This window comes from Streptomyces sp. M2CJ-2 (assembly GCF_016757295.1).
Classification (GTDB): Bacteria; Actinomycetota; Actinomycetes; order Streptomycetales; family Streptomycetaceae; genus Streptomyces.
Window position 1 is genome coordinate 19,443 of record NZ_JAESIF010000066.1, and the last position, 14,648, is coordinate 34,090.

At 68.9% G+C, this 14,648-nt stretch carries 13 protein-coding genes and 1 riboswitch; of the genes, 2 read left to right on the top strand and 11 right to left on the bottom strand.

Annotated features, from left to right (window positions below):
• Positions 1-6: 6 nt before the first annotated feature.
• Positions 7-402, top strand: coding sequence for a molybdopterin-binding protein (locus JL475_RS31520; RefSeq protein WP_202281423.1), 396 nt, complete (start codon positions 7-9; stop codon positions 400-402).
• Between the two features lie 90 nt (positions 403-492).
• Here JL475_RS31520 and gcvP read toward each other — a convergent pair whose 3' ends face one another.
• Positions 493-3,387 carry an aminomethyl-transferring glycine dehydrogenase gene (gene gcvP / locus JL475_RS31525; RefSeq protein WP_202281424.1) on the bottom strand — a complete coding sequence of 965 codons (2,895 nt, stop codon included), beginning with the start codon at positions 3,385-3,387 and terminating at the stop codon, positions 493-495.
• Between the two features lie 172 nt (positions 3,388-3,559).
• Positions 3,560-3,656, bottom strand: a riboswitch (glycine riboswitch).
• Positions 3,657-3,774: 118 nt separating this feature from the next.
• Between gcvP and JL475_RS31530 the strand changes: the two genes are divergently transcribed.
• Positions 3,775-4,152 carry a PRC-barrel domain-containing protein gene (locus JL475_RS31530; RefSeq protein ID WP_202281425.1) on the top strand — a complete coding sequence of 126 codons (378 nt, stop codon included), beginning with the start codon at positions 3,775-3,777 and terminating at the stop codon, positions 4,150-4,152.
• Positions 4,153-4,197: 45 nt separating this feature from the next.
• On the opposite strand, the gene JL475_RS31535 is transcribed toward JL475_RS31530, so the two are convergent.
• The 10 genes from JL475_RS31535 to JL475_RS31580 form a co-directional block, all read right to left on the bottom strand.
• On the bottom strand, positions 4,198-5,634 hold the full coding sequence (locus tag JL475_RS31535; protein ID WP_202281426.1) for a DNA polymerase IV: 1,437 nt from the start codon (positions 5,632-5,634) through the stop codon (positions 4,198-4,200).
• 98 nt (positions 5,635-5,732) lie between these two features.
• Positions 5,733-6,419, bottom strand: coding sequence for a MerR family transcriptional regulator (locus JL475_RS31540; protein ID WP_202281427.1), 687 nt, complete (start codon positions 6,417-6,419; stop codon positions 5,733-5,735).
• A gap of 218 nt (positions 6,420-6,637) precedes the next feature.
• Positions 6,638-7,111 (bottom strand): bifunctional nuclease family protein, encoded by a 474-nt coding sequence (locus JL475_RS31545; RefSeq protein WP_003988851.1) that lies wholly within the window; start codon positions 7,109-7,111, stop codon positions 6,638-6,640.
• Positions 7,112-7,195: 84 nt separating this feature from the next.
• Positions 7,196-7,939, bottom strand: a complete 744-nt coding sequence (locus tag JL475_RS31550; protein ID WP_202281428.1) for a MerR family transcriptional regulator — start codon at positions 7,937-7,939, stop codon at positions 7,196-7,198.
• Between the two features lie 46 nt (positions 7,940-7,985).
• A complete protein-coding gene (locus JL475_RS31555; RefSeq protein ID WP_202281429.1) occupies positions 7,986-8,909 on the bottom strand; it encodes an FHA domain-containing protein in 924 nt (307 codons plus the stop codon).
• Positions 8,910-8,970: 61 nt separating this feature from the next.
• Entirely contained in the window at positions 8,971-9,876 is a 906-nt protein-coding gene (locus JL475_RS31560; RefSeq protein ID WP_202281430.1) for a DUF881 domain-containing protein, read from the bottom strand.
• 5 nt (positions 9,877-9,881) lie between these two features.
• Positions 9,882-10,214 (bottom strand): small basic family protein, encoded by a 333-nt coding sequence (locus JL475_RS31565; RefSeq protein WP_003988855.1) that lies wholly within the window; start codon positions 10,212-10,214, stop codon positions 9,882-9,884.
• The gene (locus tag JL475_RS31570; RefSeq protein WP_237408833.1) at positions 10,211-11,065 is read right to left on the bottom strand and encodes a DUF881 domain-containing protein; all 855 of its coding nucleotides are present in this window, start codon (positions 11,063-11,065) and stop codon (positions 10,211-10,213) included. Before JL475_RS31570 ends, JL475_RS31565 begins: the two co-directional genes overlap by 4 nt.
• Positions 11,066-11,244: 179 nt before the next feature.
• Complete coding sequence (locus JL475_RS31575) at positions 11,245-13,740, bottom strand: mannose-1-phosphate guanyltransferase (RefSeq protein WP_202281434.1); 2,496 nt, start codon at positions 13,738-13,740, stop codon at positions 11,245-11,247.
• A 115-nt stretch (positions 13,741-13,855) separates the two neighbouring features.
• Positions 13,856-14,464 carry a CDP-alcohol phosphatidyltransferase family protein gene (locus JL475_RS31580; protein ID WP_109383035.1) on the bottom strand — a complete coding sequence of 203 codons (609 nt, stop codon included), beginning with the start codon at positions 14,462-14,464 and terminating at the stop codon, positions 13,856-13,858.
• Between the last annotated feature and the right edge of the window lie 184 nt (positions 14,465-14,648).

Here is a 14,648-nt window from a genome sequence, read left to right on the forward strand (position 1 = left end):
ATCGGCATGCAGTCCTACACGATCGGCCAGGCAGCGCGGCTGCTCGGCGTCAGCCCGGACACCGCCCGACGCTGGGCGGACGCGGGCCGGCTCACCACCCGACGCGACGAAGGCGGACGACGGCTCGTCGACGGGCGGGACCTGGCCGCGTTCTCCGTCGACCTCGCGAAGGCCGGTGCCACCGAGGAGGGCACGCCGTACACCTCGGCCCGCAACGCCTTCCCCGGCATCGTCACCGCGATCAAACTCGGCGACGTGGCGGCCCAGGTCGAGATCCAGGCGGGTCCGCACCGCCTGGTCTCGCTGCTGACCCGCGAGGCCGTCGAGGAGCTCGGACTGGAGGTCGGCATGGAGGCCACCGCCCGCGTGAAGTCGACAAACGTCCATATCGACCGCGTCTGACGGAAGCGGTACGCCGAAGGGCTCCGCCTCTGCCGTACGGCAGAGGCGGAGCCCTTCCACTCCTCGGTCCCGGTGACCGGGACCTCGGCGTCAGTCGTCGTACGCGTCCAGCGGCGGGCAGGAGCACACCAGGTTGCGGTCGCCGAAGGCCTGGTCGACGCGGCGCACCGGCGGCCAGTACTTGTCGGCCGCGCTCACACCGGTCGGGAAGACGGCCTCCTCACGGCTGTACGGGTGCTCCCACTCCGTGCCGAGCGCGGCGGCGGTGTGCGGGGCGTTGCGCAGCGGGTTGTCGTCCGCGGGCCACTCGCCGGAACCGACCTTCTCGATCTCCGCGCGAATCGCGATCATCGTCTCGCAGAACCGGTCGAGTTCGGCCAGGTCCTCGGACTCGGTCGGCTCGATCATCAGCGTTCCCGCCACCGGGAACGACATGGTCGGCGCGTGGAAGCCGTAGTCGATCAGCCGCTTGGCCACGTCGTCCACGCTCACGCCGGTCGCCTTGGTCAGCGGGCGCAGGTCGATGATGCACTCGTGCGCGACCAGCCCGCCGGGGCCGGTGTAGAGCACCGGGTAGTGCGGCTCGAGGCGCTTGGCGATGTAGTTGGCGCTGAGCACCGCCACCTGGGTGGCCCGCTTGAGCCCCTCGCCGCCCATGAGCCGGACGTACGCCCACGAGATGGGCAGGATGCCCGCGGAGCCCCACGGGGCGGCCGAGACCGGCCCGATCCCCGTCTCCGGCCCGGCCCCGGGCTGGAGCGGGTGGTTCGGCAGGTACGGCGCCAGGTGCGACCGCACCCCGACCGGGCCGACACCGGGACCGCCGCCACCGTGCGGGATGCAGAAGGTCTTGTGCAGGTTCAGGTGCGAGACGTCGCCGCCGAAGTGCCCGGGCTTGGCCAGCCCGACCAGCGCGTTGAGGTTCGCGCCGTCCACGTACACCTGGCCGCCGGCCTCGTGCACCGCAGCGCAGATGTCGGCGACGTGCTCCTCGAACACACCGTGCGTCGACGGGTACGTGATCATCAGCACCGACAGCTCGTCGCGGTACTGCTCGATCTTCGCCCGCAGGTCGTCGATGTCGACCTCGCCGTCCTCGGCGGTCTTCACGACGACGACCTTCATCCCGGCCATGACGGCGCTGGCGGCGTTGGTGCCGTGCGCGGAGGACGGGATGAGACAGACGGTGCGCTGCTCGTCGCCGTTGGCCCGGTGGTAGCCGCGTACGGCGAGCAGCCCGGCCAGTTCGCCCTGGGAACCCGCGTTGGGCTGGAGGCTCACCTTGTCGTAGCCGGTGACCTCGGCGAGACGCTCCTCCAGTTCGTGGATGAGCGTGAGGTAGCCCTCGGCCTGCTCGGCCGGCGCGAAGGGGTGCAGCTGCCCGAACTCGGGCCAGGTGATCGGCTCCATCTCCGTGGTCGCGTTGAGCTTCATGGTGCAGGAGCCCAGCGGAATCATCCCGCGGTCCAGCGCGTAGTCACGGTCGGCGAGCCGGCGCAGGTAGCGCAGCATCGCGGTCTCGGAGCGGTGCTGGTGGAAGACGGGGTGCGTCAGGTACTCGTCGGTGCGCAGCAGGGCGTCCGGCAGGGTGTCGGGCGCTGCCGCGTCCAGGGCCGCGATGTCGGCGACGTCGGCCTCGACGCCGAAGGCGTTCCACACGGCGGCGAGCCGGGCCCGAGTGGTGGTCTCGTCGCAGGCGATCGAGACGTGGTCGGCGTCGACGAGGAGCAGGTTGACGCCGTTGTCCCGCGCGGCGGCGACGACCTCGGCACCCCGCCCCGGGACCCGCGCGGTCAGCGTGTCGAAGTAGGAGCCGTGGACGATCTCCACGCCGCCGGCCCGGAGCCCTTCGGCGAGGACGGTCGCGTAACGGTGGGTGCGCCACGCGATGGTCCGCAGTCCTTCGGGACCGTGGTAGACGGCGTACATCCCGGCCATCACGGCGAGCAGCACCTGGGCGGTGCAGATGTTGCTGGTGGCCTTCTCACGGCGGATGTGCTGCTCACGGGTCTGGAGCGCGAGCCGGTAGGCCTGGTCTCCGTCCGCGTCGACGGAGACACCGACGAGCCGTCCGGGCAGGCTGCGCGCCATCTTCTCGTGCACGGCCATGTATCCGGCGTGCGGCCCGCCGAAGCCCATGGGCACACCGAAGCGCTGTGTCGTGCCGACCGCGATGTCCGCGCCGAGTTCGCCGGGCGACGTCAGCAGCGTGAGGGCGAGCAGATCGGCGGCGACGGTGACCAGCGCGCCCAGCTCGTGCGCCCGGTCGATCACCGGCTTGATGTCGCGTACGGCTCCGGAGGCCCCCGGGTACTGGATCAGCACGCCGTTGATCCCGCGCTCGGCGATCTCGGCGGGGATGCCCTCGCTCAGGTCGGCGACGACGACCTCGACGCCGGTCGGCTCGGCACGGGTCTCGATCACGGCGATCGTCTGCGGCAGCACGTCCGCGTCGACCAGGAACAGACCGTTCTTGTTCTTGCCCATGCGCCGCGACAGCGCCATCGCCTCGGCGGCTGCCGTGCCCTCGTCGAGCAGTGAGGCCCCGGAGGTCGGCAGGCCGGTCAGCTCGGCGACCATGGTCTGGAAGTTCAGCAGCGCCTCGAGCCGCCCCTGCGAGATCTCCGGCTGGTACGGCGTGTAGGCCGTGTACCAGGCGGGGTTCTCCATCACGTTGCGCAGGATGACGGGCGGCGTGAAGGTCCCGTAGTACCCGAGCCCGATCATGGAGCCGAGCACCTCGTTGCGGTCGGCCAGCGACCGGAGTTCGGCCAGCACCTCGGGCTCGGTCCGGGCGCCCGGCAGGTCGAGCGCGTCGGCGTTCTTGATCACATCCGGGACCGCCGCGGCCGTCAGCTCGTCGAGCGAGCCGTAGCCGACCTGCGCGAGCATTTTGGCGCGGGCCTCGTGGTCGGGGCCGATGTGCCGCTGCTCGAAGGGCGTTCCCTGTTCGAGCTCGGAGAGGGGAATGCGGTGGGCGGTCATTGTGGAGGCCTCCTGGTCTGACGACCTTCGAGGGGCACCATGACGGGTGCCCGGACGGCCTCCCCCTCTGTCATCTCAACCTGAGAGCTTCACCGGACCGCCGCAGGGCGCCCGGCTTTCACCGTCGGTGAGAGCGGGAGCCGTCGACACCCGCCCTGCTTTCCAGAGTGACCTCGTCCATGCGGTACGTGGGCCTGAGAGTTTCCGGGGAGGATTTGCTCCTTCGGCGCCCTCCGGTGGTGTCCGGAGGACTCTCCCGCACGGGGTCAGCAGCCGCTGTCAGCGTACCAGCGAGGGCAACCCCCGGACCTTCGAGTGGCCGCCGGACCGATTGTGCCGTTTCGTAGTGCTGACGAATGATTGCGGATTGCGACCAGTGGAGGGCCCGTGCAGACCGACATCGATCCGCGCAACCTGATCGGCCGCAAGGCGTTCGACCGCAACGGAACCCGGATCGGCACCATCGACGAGGTCTATCTCGACGACGCCACCGGCATACCCGAGTGGGCGGCGATACGCACCGGCTTGTTCAGCAGGGACGCCTTCGTCCCCCTGGAGCCGAGCGAGCTGATCGACGGCAGTCTCCACATTCCCTTCGAACGCGCCCTGATCAAGGACGCCCCCGACTTCGGCGTGGGCCGCCACCTCTCCCCGGAGCAGGAGCTCCAGCTCTACCACCACTACGGTCTGGACATCTCCGCGCCTCCCCCGCTTCCGGACCGCGACTTCGGCAAACTCGCCGACCGCGACGACCGCCCGGCCTGACGGCCCCGGGAGCCGGGAGCCGGGAGCACGAAGCCCACGGCCCACTCACAGCTGCGAGTGCCCGGGATCCATGACCTCGGGAGCCGCCCCGGAGCCGTCGCCCGTCTCCGCGTCGGCCCGCGGCCTCTCGCCCTCCCCGGGGCTTCGATCCACCAGTGGCAGCGGATCCGCCGGTTGCAGGGCCGGGTCGTCGGTACGGAAGGTCTTCACCCGCCCCACCGCCGAGTCCGGCGTCTCGAACCGGACCGTGACCCGCCCCAGGCCGCTGCCCTGGACCCACCCGTGCCCGTACTCGGTGTGCCGTACATCGTGCCCGGCCGGCCAACTCCGCTCCGCACTCGTCTGCCGCCCTTCCTCCGTGGGTGCGGCCGGCTGGTCCTCCTCGCCCGGCGGTTCCTCCCCCCGGCCCACCGCCGCCTGTGCGAACAAGTCCTCCTGGGTGTAGTCCGCGAGTCCGCTGACTCCCACGCCCAGCAGCCGTACTCCGCCTGTCGTGTCGACCGAGTCCAGCAGCCGCGCCGCCGCCTCGCGCACCACCGCCGGATCGTCCGTGGGCCCCCGCAGCGTCTCGGACCGGGTGAGCGTCGAGAAGTCGTAGCGTCGCACCTTCAGCACGATGGTCCGTCCCGCCAGCCCTGCTCCCCGCAGCCTGCGCACACAGCGATCGGCGAGCCGCCGTACCTCCGTACCGACCCGCACCCGGTCGTGAATGTCCACGTCATACGTGTCCTCGACCGACACCGACTTCGTCTCCCGCTCGGCCACCACGGGCCGTTCGTCCCGCGCCAGGGCCATGGCGTACAGCGCGTGTCCGTGTGCCTTGCCGAGCAACCGCACCAGCTCGTCCTCCCCGGCCTCGGCGAGCTCGTCGACCGTGTGGATCCCGGCCCTGCGCAGGTGGTCACCGGTGGCGGGCCCCACTCCCGGCAGCGTCCGGACCGGGAGGGGCGCCAGCAGGGCCCGCTCCCTCCCCGGCTCGATGAGCACCAGCCCGTCGGGCTTCGCCTGCTCCGAGGCGATCTTCGCCAGCATCTTGGATGCGGCGAGCCCGACGGACCCGGTGAGCCCGGTGACCGCCCGTATGTCCGCTCGCAGTCTCGCCCCGGCCAGCCGGGCCGATCGCTCGTCCCAGGCCGCCCCGCCGGCTTCCAGGTCCACGAACGCCTCGTCCAGGCTCAAGGGCTCCACCAGGGGCGACAACGCCCGCAGCAGCCCCATCACCTGGTCGCTGATCGACCGGTAGAACGCGAAGCGCGGCACGAGATACGCCGCGTTCGGCGCGAGCCGCCGCGCCTGCGCCATGGGCAGCGCGGAACGCACGCCGAAGAGCCGGGCCTCGTACGAGGCGGTGGCGACCACTCCACGCGGCCCGAGCCCGCCCACCACCACGGCTTTCCCTCGCAGGCTCGGCTTGGACGCCTGCTCCACCGAGGCGAAGAAGGCGTCCATGTCGAGATGCATGATGGTAGGCGCGGATCTCACATCTCCGATGCTGCCCTACGCCACTGACAACGCCCTGCCGCACGGGCCGGCCACCGACCGCCCCGGACGGCACGGGTCGCTCAGCGCGCCCCGACGGCTCAGACCGCGCGGTTCCGCCGCCGCGCCAGCTCGTCCGCCGGGTTGGGCCCGATCAGCGTCTCCCCGGTGTCGACACGCTCCCCGTGCAACTGGGACAGCGCGCTCTCGACATCCCGCCACACCACACCGACGGCGATCCCGAAAATCCCCTGGCCGCCCTGGAGGAGGGCGTGGACCTCATCCGGCGTGTCGCACTCGTAGACCGTGGCACCGTCACTCATCAGCGTCATGCGCTCCAGGTCACGAAAGCCTCGCTCCCGCAGATGCTGGACGGCGGTACGAATGTTCTGCAGCGACACGCCGGTGTCCAGGAACCGCTTGACGATCTTCAGGACGACGACGTCCCGGAAGCTGTACAGCCGCTGTGTCCCGGAGCCGTGCGCGGGCCGCACACTCGGCTCGACCAGGCCCGTGCGGGCCCAGTAGTCCAGCTGCCGGTAGGTGATGCCGGCGGCCGCGCAGGCCGTGGGGCCGCGATAGCCGATCTCCTCGGACACCATGGACGTCGTCGCCCCTCCGCTGCTCGGCACGGCCGCCGGCCGCTGCGGAGCATGATCGGCCGCACTGCCGTGATGGGCATACGCCCCGCTCGCGCGGAGCTGAGGGCCTGGGTGAGGGTACGGACCGCTCGCCCCGAGACCGTGTCCGGGGACGCCCCCAGCCGTACCGTCGCCGGTGCTTCTCACGCCGACCTCCGTCCTCGACCTGCCTCCTCGACGGTAGGCAGTCACCAAGGGTGCGTCAACGATCGCCACACTCGGCACGCCGAGTGATAATCACCCTAAGAGTGGTTTCCCGTGCCCCACCGCGGGGAAAGGCTAGCCGAATGCCTTCTGCGCGGGCCGTGCGGCGCCCTCGTGCACCACCGGTCCGAGCGGGAATCCGGCGGGACGGTCACCGCCGCTCACTGGCTGCTGGAGCCGAAGTCCTCCGGCGAGATCTGGTCGAGGAACTCGCGGAACTTCTCCACCTCGTCCTCCTGCTCGTCCGGGATGGCGATCCCCGCGTCGTCGAGGACTGTGTCACTGCCGTAGATCGGCGTCCCCGTGCGCAGCGCCAGCGCTATGGCGTCGGACGGCCGGGCACTCACCTCCACGCCGCTGGCGAAGACCAGCTCCGCGTAGAAGACCCCCTCGCGCAGATCCGTGATGCGCACTTCCGTGAGCTCCTGGCCGACGGCTTCCAGCACGTCCTTGAAGAGGTCGTGGGTCAGCGGGCGCGCCGGAGCCATGCCCTGCTGGGCGAAGGCGATGGCCGTAGCCTCCCCCGGCCCGATCCAGATGGGGAGGTACCGGTCGCCTCCCACTTCGCGCAGCAGCACGATCGGTTGGTTCGAGGGCATTTCGACCCGGACACCTACGACATCGAGCTCGTTCACACAGCAACCCTAGGCCGTGCCCGGGACGTTTGGGTAGTCGGGCCGGGATCAGGTGGCCGATCCGGTCCCCCGATCCCGTGTCCCTCAGGGCAGCCGCACCCCAAGCGCCGAGCTCACCAGCGCGGCGTGCAGCTTCACCGTGAGACCGGCGAGCTCCTTCGCACGCGCCTCCGCATGAGCCCTGGTCTGCGGGTTTCGGTGGCGTTTGAGCGGGGCGACGACCTGGTCCACCAGCCCGGCCTCCCGCTCCGCGGCGGCCTTCATCGTCCTCAGGTGTCTCGGCTCGATCCCGAACCGTCCCAACTCGGTGATGAGACCGGCGACGGTGACCGCCTCGGCGTCGTACACCTCGCCCTCGACGGGAGCGAGCAGCCCGTACGACTCCCACTCCGCGAGCTGCTCCTGGTCGATGCCGGCGGCCGCCAGCAGCTGCGCCCGCCCGATCCGGACCGCCGTGGAGGCAGGATCGGCGGACGGCTCGGGGACGGCTTCCCCCTCCCGCTGCCGGGACAGTACCGGCAGTGGGAGGGCCTCGCCGCGCTCCATCGCCTCCAAGTGCTCACGGATCACCTTGAGCGGCAGATAGTGGTCCCGCTGCATCCTCAGGACATGACCGAGCCGCTCGACGTCCGCCGCGCTGAACTTGCGATACCCCGAGGGGGTCCGCTGCGGCTCGATGAGCCCCTCCGACTCCAGGAAGCGGATCTTGGAGATGGTGACTTCGGGGAATTCCTCACGCAGCACGTTCAGCACCGTGCCGATGCTCATCAGTCCAGTTTCCGCTGCGGCGGTGCCGGGCACGGCACCGCCGCTCGGTGTGTGAAGCATGGACCTTCCCTGGGGTCAGGGTGCCCCGGACGGAACCCGGGGAGGGTCAGTAGCCCCGCTGGCTCGCGTAGAACACCAGCCGGTACTTGCCGATCTGCACCTCGTCACCGTTCGACAGACCGACCTGGTCGATCCGCTCTCGGTTGACGTACGTGCCGTTCAGACTGCCCACGTCGGCCACCGTGAAGGAACCGTCCTGGCCGCGGCGGAACTCCACGTGCCGACGCGAGACCGTCACGTCGTCCAGGAAGATGTCGCTCTGCGGGTGTCGGCCGGCCGTCGTCAGGTCTCCGTCCAGCAGGAAGCGGCTGCCCGAGTTCGGCCCGCGGCGCACGACCAGGAGTGCCGAACCCACCGGCAGCGCGTCGACGGCCGCCTGCGCCTCGGGCGACAGCATCGGCATCTGCGTCTGGCCGGTGGCCTCCGCGTCGTATGCCTCGAGACCGGAGATGGAGATGGTGGAGGTCGTCTCGGAGGGGCGCTCCGGGGCGACGCCGGGCCGGAGCGGAGCTCCACAGTTGGAGCAGAACCGGCTGTTCTCCGGGTTGCGGTTACCGCACCTCGCACATACCAGGACCGACATGGACGGATCCTCCTGCCCACCGGGGGCCTGGGACGCGTACGGGTCGGAGAACCCTCCACCCGTACCTGAGGTTGACGGTTGCCCGAAACCTATGCCGCTCGACTGCGCAGGGTCAACCGACGGCGCGCCCTGGCCGCCCACCTGGTCCCGGAACAGCGGACGTGCACCTTCCGCCTCCGGCTGTGCGCGATGCCGGGCAGCCTCGCTGTCGCGGCCTTCTCGTGCGCTCTTGCCGAACAACTTCCCAAACAACTTCACGGGCGATTCCCCTTGACCGAAACAGACCCGCCCGTGGGGCAGGACGAACCCTGACTGAACACATTGGCCGACCCGGACATCCTCACAACGTCCGTATCCACCAGACAGTTTCCACCACGCACCACCCATTCGGTGCGCCGACCCCCCGCAACCTCATGCCCTCGCCGGTCACCCCCCATGCACCCCCGGTTCACTGGGAGGACGACCGAGCGTAGTCAGGCTGCTTCGCCGGCCGCAAGGCATCCACGACGATCTTGGCCGACCGCTCCACTGAGGCGGTGGCCTGTTCCTTCTCGAGAGTCTGCACCACACCTCCTGGGATGTTGAGCGCCGGTTCGAGATCCTGCGGCTTGCCGATGACCTTGAAACGATAGGGAGCAGTGATCTTGTTCCCGTCGACGCTCACCCCGTTGCCGGAGTCGGACAGGTAGGTGCCCGCCACGACCCGCACACCGTCCAACTGAATGGCTTCGGCACCGGCCGCGCGCAGCTCCTGGACGGCGTCGAGCAACATGTTCGCCTTCACCATTCCCTTCGTGTCCTCGATGACCAACGTGATGCCGGGCCCCTGCGCGGCCACGGTGCCCGCCAGGATGCCGAGTTGCCGTTCCTTCTCGGCCGTCTGTCTCCGGGCCTCCTCGGCCTGGTCGGAGCTGTTCTCCAACTCGTCACGCTGCTTCTCGAGCCCTTGCTTCTCATCCTCAAGACGCTCTGTGCGGTCGTCGAGTTCATCGAGGATACGAACAAGATCTTCCTGGCGAGCGCCGCGCAGGGCACTGTCACCCTCGCTGTTCGAGGCGACCTGGACGGCCAGGCCGAAGCCCAGGCCGAACAGCAGCACGGCGACGATGAGCTGAGCCCGGGTGATCCGTGGCGGCCACAGCCCCTTCACCAGCCGCTGCCGTCCGGTCAGGCCGGATCCGGGCGGCTCCGGTGGTGTCTCCCCGTCCTCGACCGCGGGCGCGGGGGCGGGGGCGGACACCTCGTCGGGCAGTTCCTTGCGGAGGCTGCCACCGGCTGCCGGGCGTGGTCCGGGTACCGGACCTGGTCCGGCTGCCGGCACGGGCGTCGTCCTGTCGTGTTCGTGATCGCTCATCGGCCTCACGCCCGGAACACGTGCCGGCGGATCGCCGCGGCGTTGGAGAAGATCCGGATGCCGAGGACGACCACGACCCCGGTGGACAGCTGGGCTCCCACGCCCAGCTTGTCGCCGAGGAAGACGATCAGCGCGGCCACCACCACGTTCGACAGGAACGACACCACGAAGACCTTGTCGTCGAAGATGCCGTCGAGCATGGCCCGCAGCCCGCCGAAGACGGCGTCGAGCGCCGCCACGACGGCGATCGGCAGGTAAGGCTCGACGACCGCCGGAACCTCGGGCCGGACCAACAGGCCGGCCACGACTCCCACGACGAGGCCCAGTACGGCGATCACGATGTGCCTTTCTCAGTTACAGATGTCGTCTCGGTTATCGGTTGTGCGGTTCGTACGATCACGCTCGGCGCGGCGGGCAGCCGGAGGTCGTCCTCCACCGAAAGTTCGGTGCGGATGTCGTAGCTCTCCTCCAGGGCCTGCAGATACAGCCCGTCCGCACTGTTCTGGAACCGGCTGCTCAGCTCTCGGCCGTCCCCCACCGCGAGCACCGTGTACGGCGGTACCAGCGGCCTGTTGTCGACCAGTATCGCGTCTCCCGCAGCCCTGATCGCAGACAGAGCGGTCAGCCGCTGCCCATTGATCGCGACGGCCTCGGCGCCGGACTCCCACAAGCCGTTGACCACGCGTTGCATGTCACGGTCGCGGACCCGCCCGGTGTCGGAGAACCCGGAGGTCGACCGCGCGTCGCCGTCCCCACCGACGCTCGTGTCCTTGGCGTCGTTCACCACGAGCTTCACCCCGGGTCCGTGCACCGCGACGGCGCCCGCCAGAACGCCCACCAGCTCGGTACGGTCACTCTCACCGCTGTGCTTGAGTGCCTCACGCTGCCGCGCGCCCACATCGTCGCGGAGTGCGTCGACGCCGTCCTTGAGCTTGTCCGCCGCCTCGGTCTCCCGGTCGATCCTGTCGATCAGTTCCTCACGCTCCTTGGCGACGACGGGGGCCGCCACCCTCGCCTGCGCGGCTCCGACGGTCACGACCAGGGCGGCGAGCACCAGACCACCGGCGAGCCCCAGTTTCGCCCTGAGGGTCTTCGGCATACCGCCGCTGCCGTCGGCCTGCTTCCGCGCGGCGGCCTCGGCGTATCCCTCGTCGAGGCTGTGGTCCATCACGTTGGTGAGCAACGACATGGACGCGTCCGGGCGCGGAGGCCGCTGAGGTGTGCTCCGAACGGGGGTTTGCTGCGGCATGCCGCACATCGTCGCACGCCACAGCCACTACCTCCGAACGGCCCTACCGGCGTGCCGGACAGGCCCCGTTGGGGACACATGTCCGGCACGCACGTGTACCGCTGGTTCTGCCGTCCCGCCTATCGTCCCGCGCTGTCCACGACGGCCGCCCACTCGTCGAGCAGGGCCTGGGCCGAGGCGTCGTCGGGTCCCTCCGCCCACAGGTGGGTGACCGCCTCGGCCGGGTCGGGCAGCACCATCACCCAGCGGCCGTCGGGCTCCACCACGCGTACACCGTCTGTGGTGTCCACGAAGCGTTCACCGGCCTCCTCGACGACCCGCCGCATCACCAGTCCCTTGACGGCCCACGGAGTCGCCAGATCGCGCTTGATCACGTGCGCGCGGGGGATCCGCGCGTCGATCTGGCTGAGCGTGAGCTGCGTCCTCGCCACCAGACCGATGAGCCGGACGAAGGCAGCGGTGCCGTCGTAGACCCGGCTGAACTCCGGGACGATGAAACCGCCCTTGCCGTCGCCGCCGAAGATCGTCCCCTCCTCCCCGCCCACGCGCGTCAGGTCGTCGGGCGAGGTGGTCGTCCACTCCACCTGTGTGCCGTGATAGGCCGCCACCTGTTCGGCGATCCTGGTGGTGGTCACGGGAAGCGCGACCCTGCCGCTGCGCCGCTCGGCCGCGATGAGGTCGAGCAGGACGAGCAGTGCCCGGTCGTCCTCGATGATCTTCCCCTTCTCGTCGACCAGGGACAGCCGCTCACCGACGGGGTCGAACCGCACACCGAACGCGGCACCGGAGGAGGCCACCATCTCACCTAGCCGCACCAGCCCCGAGCGCCGCATATCGGCCGTCTCGGTCGGCCTGAACTCGTTCAGGCCGGGGTTGATGGTCAGCGAGTCGACACCGAGTTTGCCGAGCAGACTCGGCAGAACGAGCCCCGCGCTGCCGTTCGACGCGTCCACGACGACCTTCAGCCCGGACTCCGCGATTCCCGTGGTGTCGACGTTCCGCAGCAGCGACCCGGTGTACGAGTCGAAGACACTCGCCGGGAAGTGCAGATCTCCGATCTCTCCCGGGAACGCACGCCGGTACTCCTGCCGCGCGAACACCCGGTCCAGTTTGCGCTGGCTGCCTTGCGAGAGGTCGGCGCCCTGTCCGTCGAAGAACATGATGTCGACCGAGTCGGGCACTCCGGGTGTGGTGCGGATCATGATGCCGCCCGCGCTGCCCCTCGCGGTCTGCTGCCGGGCCACGGGCAACGGTACGTTCTCCAGATCCCGTACGTCGATGGCGCTGGCCTGCAACGCGGAGATGACCGCACGCTTCAGGGCACGGGCACCACGGGAGTGGTCCCGGGCCGTGGTGACCGTGGATCCCTTCTTCAGCGTCGTCGCGTAGGCGCCGGCCAGCCGCACGGCGAGTTCCGGGGTGATCTCGACGTTCAGGATTCCCGAGACCCCGCGGGCTCCAAAGAGATGCGCCTGTCCCCTGGACTCCCAGATGACCGAGGTGTTGACGAAAGCGCCCGCTTCGATCGTCTTGAACGGGTAGACCCGCACGTTCCCTTGGACGATCGATTCCTCGCCGATCAGGCATTCGTCGCCGATGACGGCGCCGTCCTCGATCCGCGCCGCGCGCATGACGTCGGTGTTCCTGCCGAGGACACAGCCCCGCAGGTTGCTGTGCGGACCGACGTACACGTTGTCGTGGACGACGGCTCTGTGCAGGAAGGCCCCGCTCTTCACCACGACATTGGACCCCACGATCGTGTGCTCGCGGATCTCGGCGCCGGCCTCGACCTTGGCGTAGTCACCGATGTAGAGCGGACCGCGCAAGACGGCATCAGGATGTACTTCGGCGCCCTCAGCCACCCATACGCCCGGCGAGATCTCGAAACCGTCGATATCGACGTCGACCTTGCCCTCCAGGACGTCGGCCTGCGCCTTCACGTAGCTCTCATGGGTGCCGACATCTTCCCAGTAGCCTTCGGCGACAAAGCCGTAGACGGGTTTGCCCTCCTTCATCAACTGTGGGAAGACGTCACCGGACCAGTCGACGGGCACATCCGGCTCGACATAGTCGAAGACCTCGGGTTCCATGACGTAGATCCCGGTGTTCACCGTGTCGGAGAAGACCTGTCCCCAGGTCGGCTTCTCCAGGAAACGCTCGACCTTGCCCTGCTCGTCCACGATGGTGATACCGAATTCCAGCGGATTGGGCACCCGGGTCAGACAGACCGTGACCAGCGCGCCCTTTTCCTTGTGGAAATTGATCAGCTCGGTGAGGTCGAAATCTGTCAGAGCATCGCCGGAGATGACGAGGAAGGTGTCGTCCTTCAATGCCTCCTCGGCGTTCTTGACGCTTCCCGCGGTACCGAGTGGCTTCTCCTCATTGGCATAGGTGAGCTCCATTCCGAGCTCTTCGCCGTCACCGAAATAGTTCTTGACGAGCGACGCCAGGAACTGGACGGTCACAACGGTTTCGTTGAGCCCATGCTTTTTGAGCAGCCGCAGAACGTGCTCCATGATCGGCTGATTGGCCACTGGCAGGAGCGGCTTGGGCATGCTTGAGGTCATGGGGCGAAGGCGTGTGCCTGCACCCCCGGCCATCACGACGGCCTTCATGTCGGAAGCGCCCTCCTCTAAGAGACGACGGTCTAGCCGACTTCACCCACCAAGATTGTCCCGCACGTTTCCACTGCGGGCCATCGCGCCACTCTGCGCGTGCCAGTCAGCGAGCTCAGCCGGCCATGGCGTCCGCACGCACCAAGCGGCGGACTTGGACCACATAGAGGACTCCTGCCCACCAGTACAGCGTTGTACCCCATCCAGCGAACGCCCATCCGAAAACAGCAGCAAGTGACGAGATCCAACCGCTACCGTCGCTGAGCAGCAGCAAGGGGAAGGCATACATCAGGTTGAAGGTGGCCGCCTTCCCGAGGAAGTTCACCTGCGGCGGCGGATAGCCGTGCCGCCGGAGGACACCCACCATCACCAGTAGAACCAACTCACGTGCCAGTAGTACGGCCGTCAACCAGAGCGGAAGAATCTCGCGCCAGGTGAGTCCGAGCAGAGTCGACAGGATGTAGAGCCGGTCAGCCGCGGGATCAAGAAGCCGGCCGAGGCTGCTGATCTGATTCCACCGTCGCGCGAGTTTGCCGTCCAGGTAGTCACTGACACCGCTCAGCGCGAGCACCAGAAGCGCCCAGCCGTCACTCTTCGGGCCGCCGAACTCAGGCCTGAGGATCAACCACAGGAAGAGAGGGACACCGAGAAGCCTCGCCATGCTGAGGATGTTCGGGATGGTGAGGACACGGTCCGTCTGGACGCGAGTCTCCTGGACCTCCACCCGGGGGCCTCCTGTGGGAAACGTACCAATGATGCTCATTGACCTTACCTCAACACAAAAAAGCTCTGGCTCTTGGGCTGCGTGCCCAAGAGCCAGAGCTCTAAAAGAAGTTCGGCGGCGTCCTACTCTCCCACAGGGTCCCCCCTGCAGTACCATCGGCGCTCTGGGGCTTAGCTTCCGGGTT

Excerpts from the sequence above, each read along its gene's own strand:
- JL475_RS31560 (WP_202281430.1), bottom strand. The coding sequence starts at position 9,876 with ATGAGCGATCACGAACACGACAGGACGACGCCCGTGCCGGCAGCCGGA.
- JL475_RS31550 (WP_202281428.1), bottom strand. The coding sequence starts at position 7,939 with ATGCTTCACACACCGAGCGGCGGTGCCGTGCCCGGCACCGCCGCAGCG.
- JL475_RS31575 (WP_202281434.1), bottom strand. The coding sequence starts at position 13,740 with ATGAAGGCCGTCGTGATGGCCGGGGGTGCAGGCACACGCCTTCGCCCC.
- JL475_RS31555 (WP_202281429.1), bottom strand. The coding sequence starts at position 8,909 with ATGGGTGGTGCGTGGTGGAAACTGTCTGGTGGATACGGACGTTGTGAG.
- JL475_RS31520 (WP_202281423.1), top strand. The coding sequence starts at position 7 with ATGCAGTCCTACACGATCGGCCAGGCAGCGCGGCTGCTCGGCGTCAGC.
- JL475_RS31570 (WP_237408833.1), bottom strand. The coding sequence starts at position 11,065 with ATGTCGTTGCTCACCAACGTGATGGACCACAGCCTCGACGAGGGATAC.
- gcvP (WP_202281424.1), bottom strand. The coding sequence starts at position 3,387 with ATGACCGCCCACCGCATTCCCCTCTCCGAGCTCGAACAGGGAACGCCC.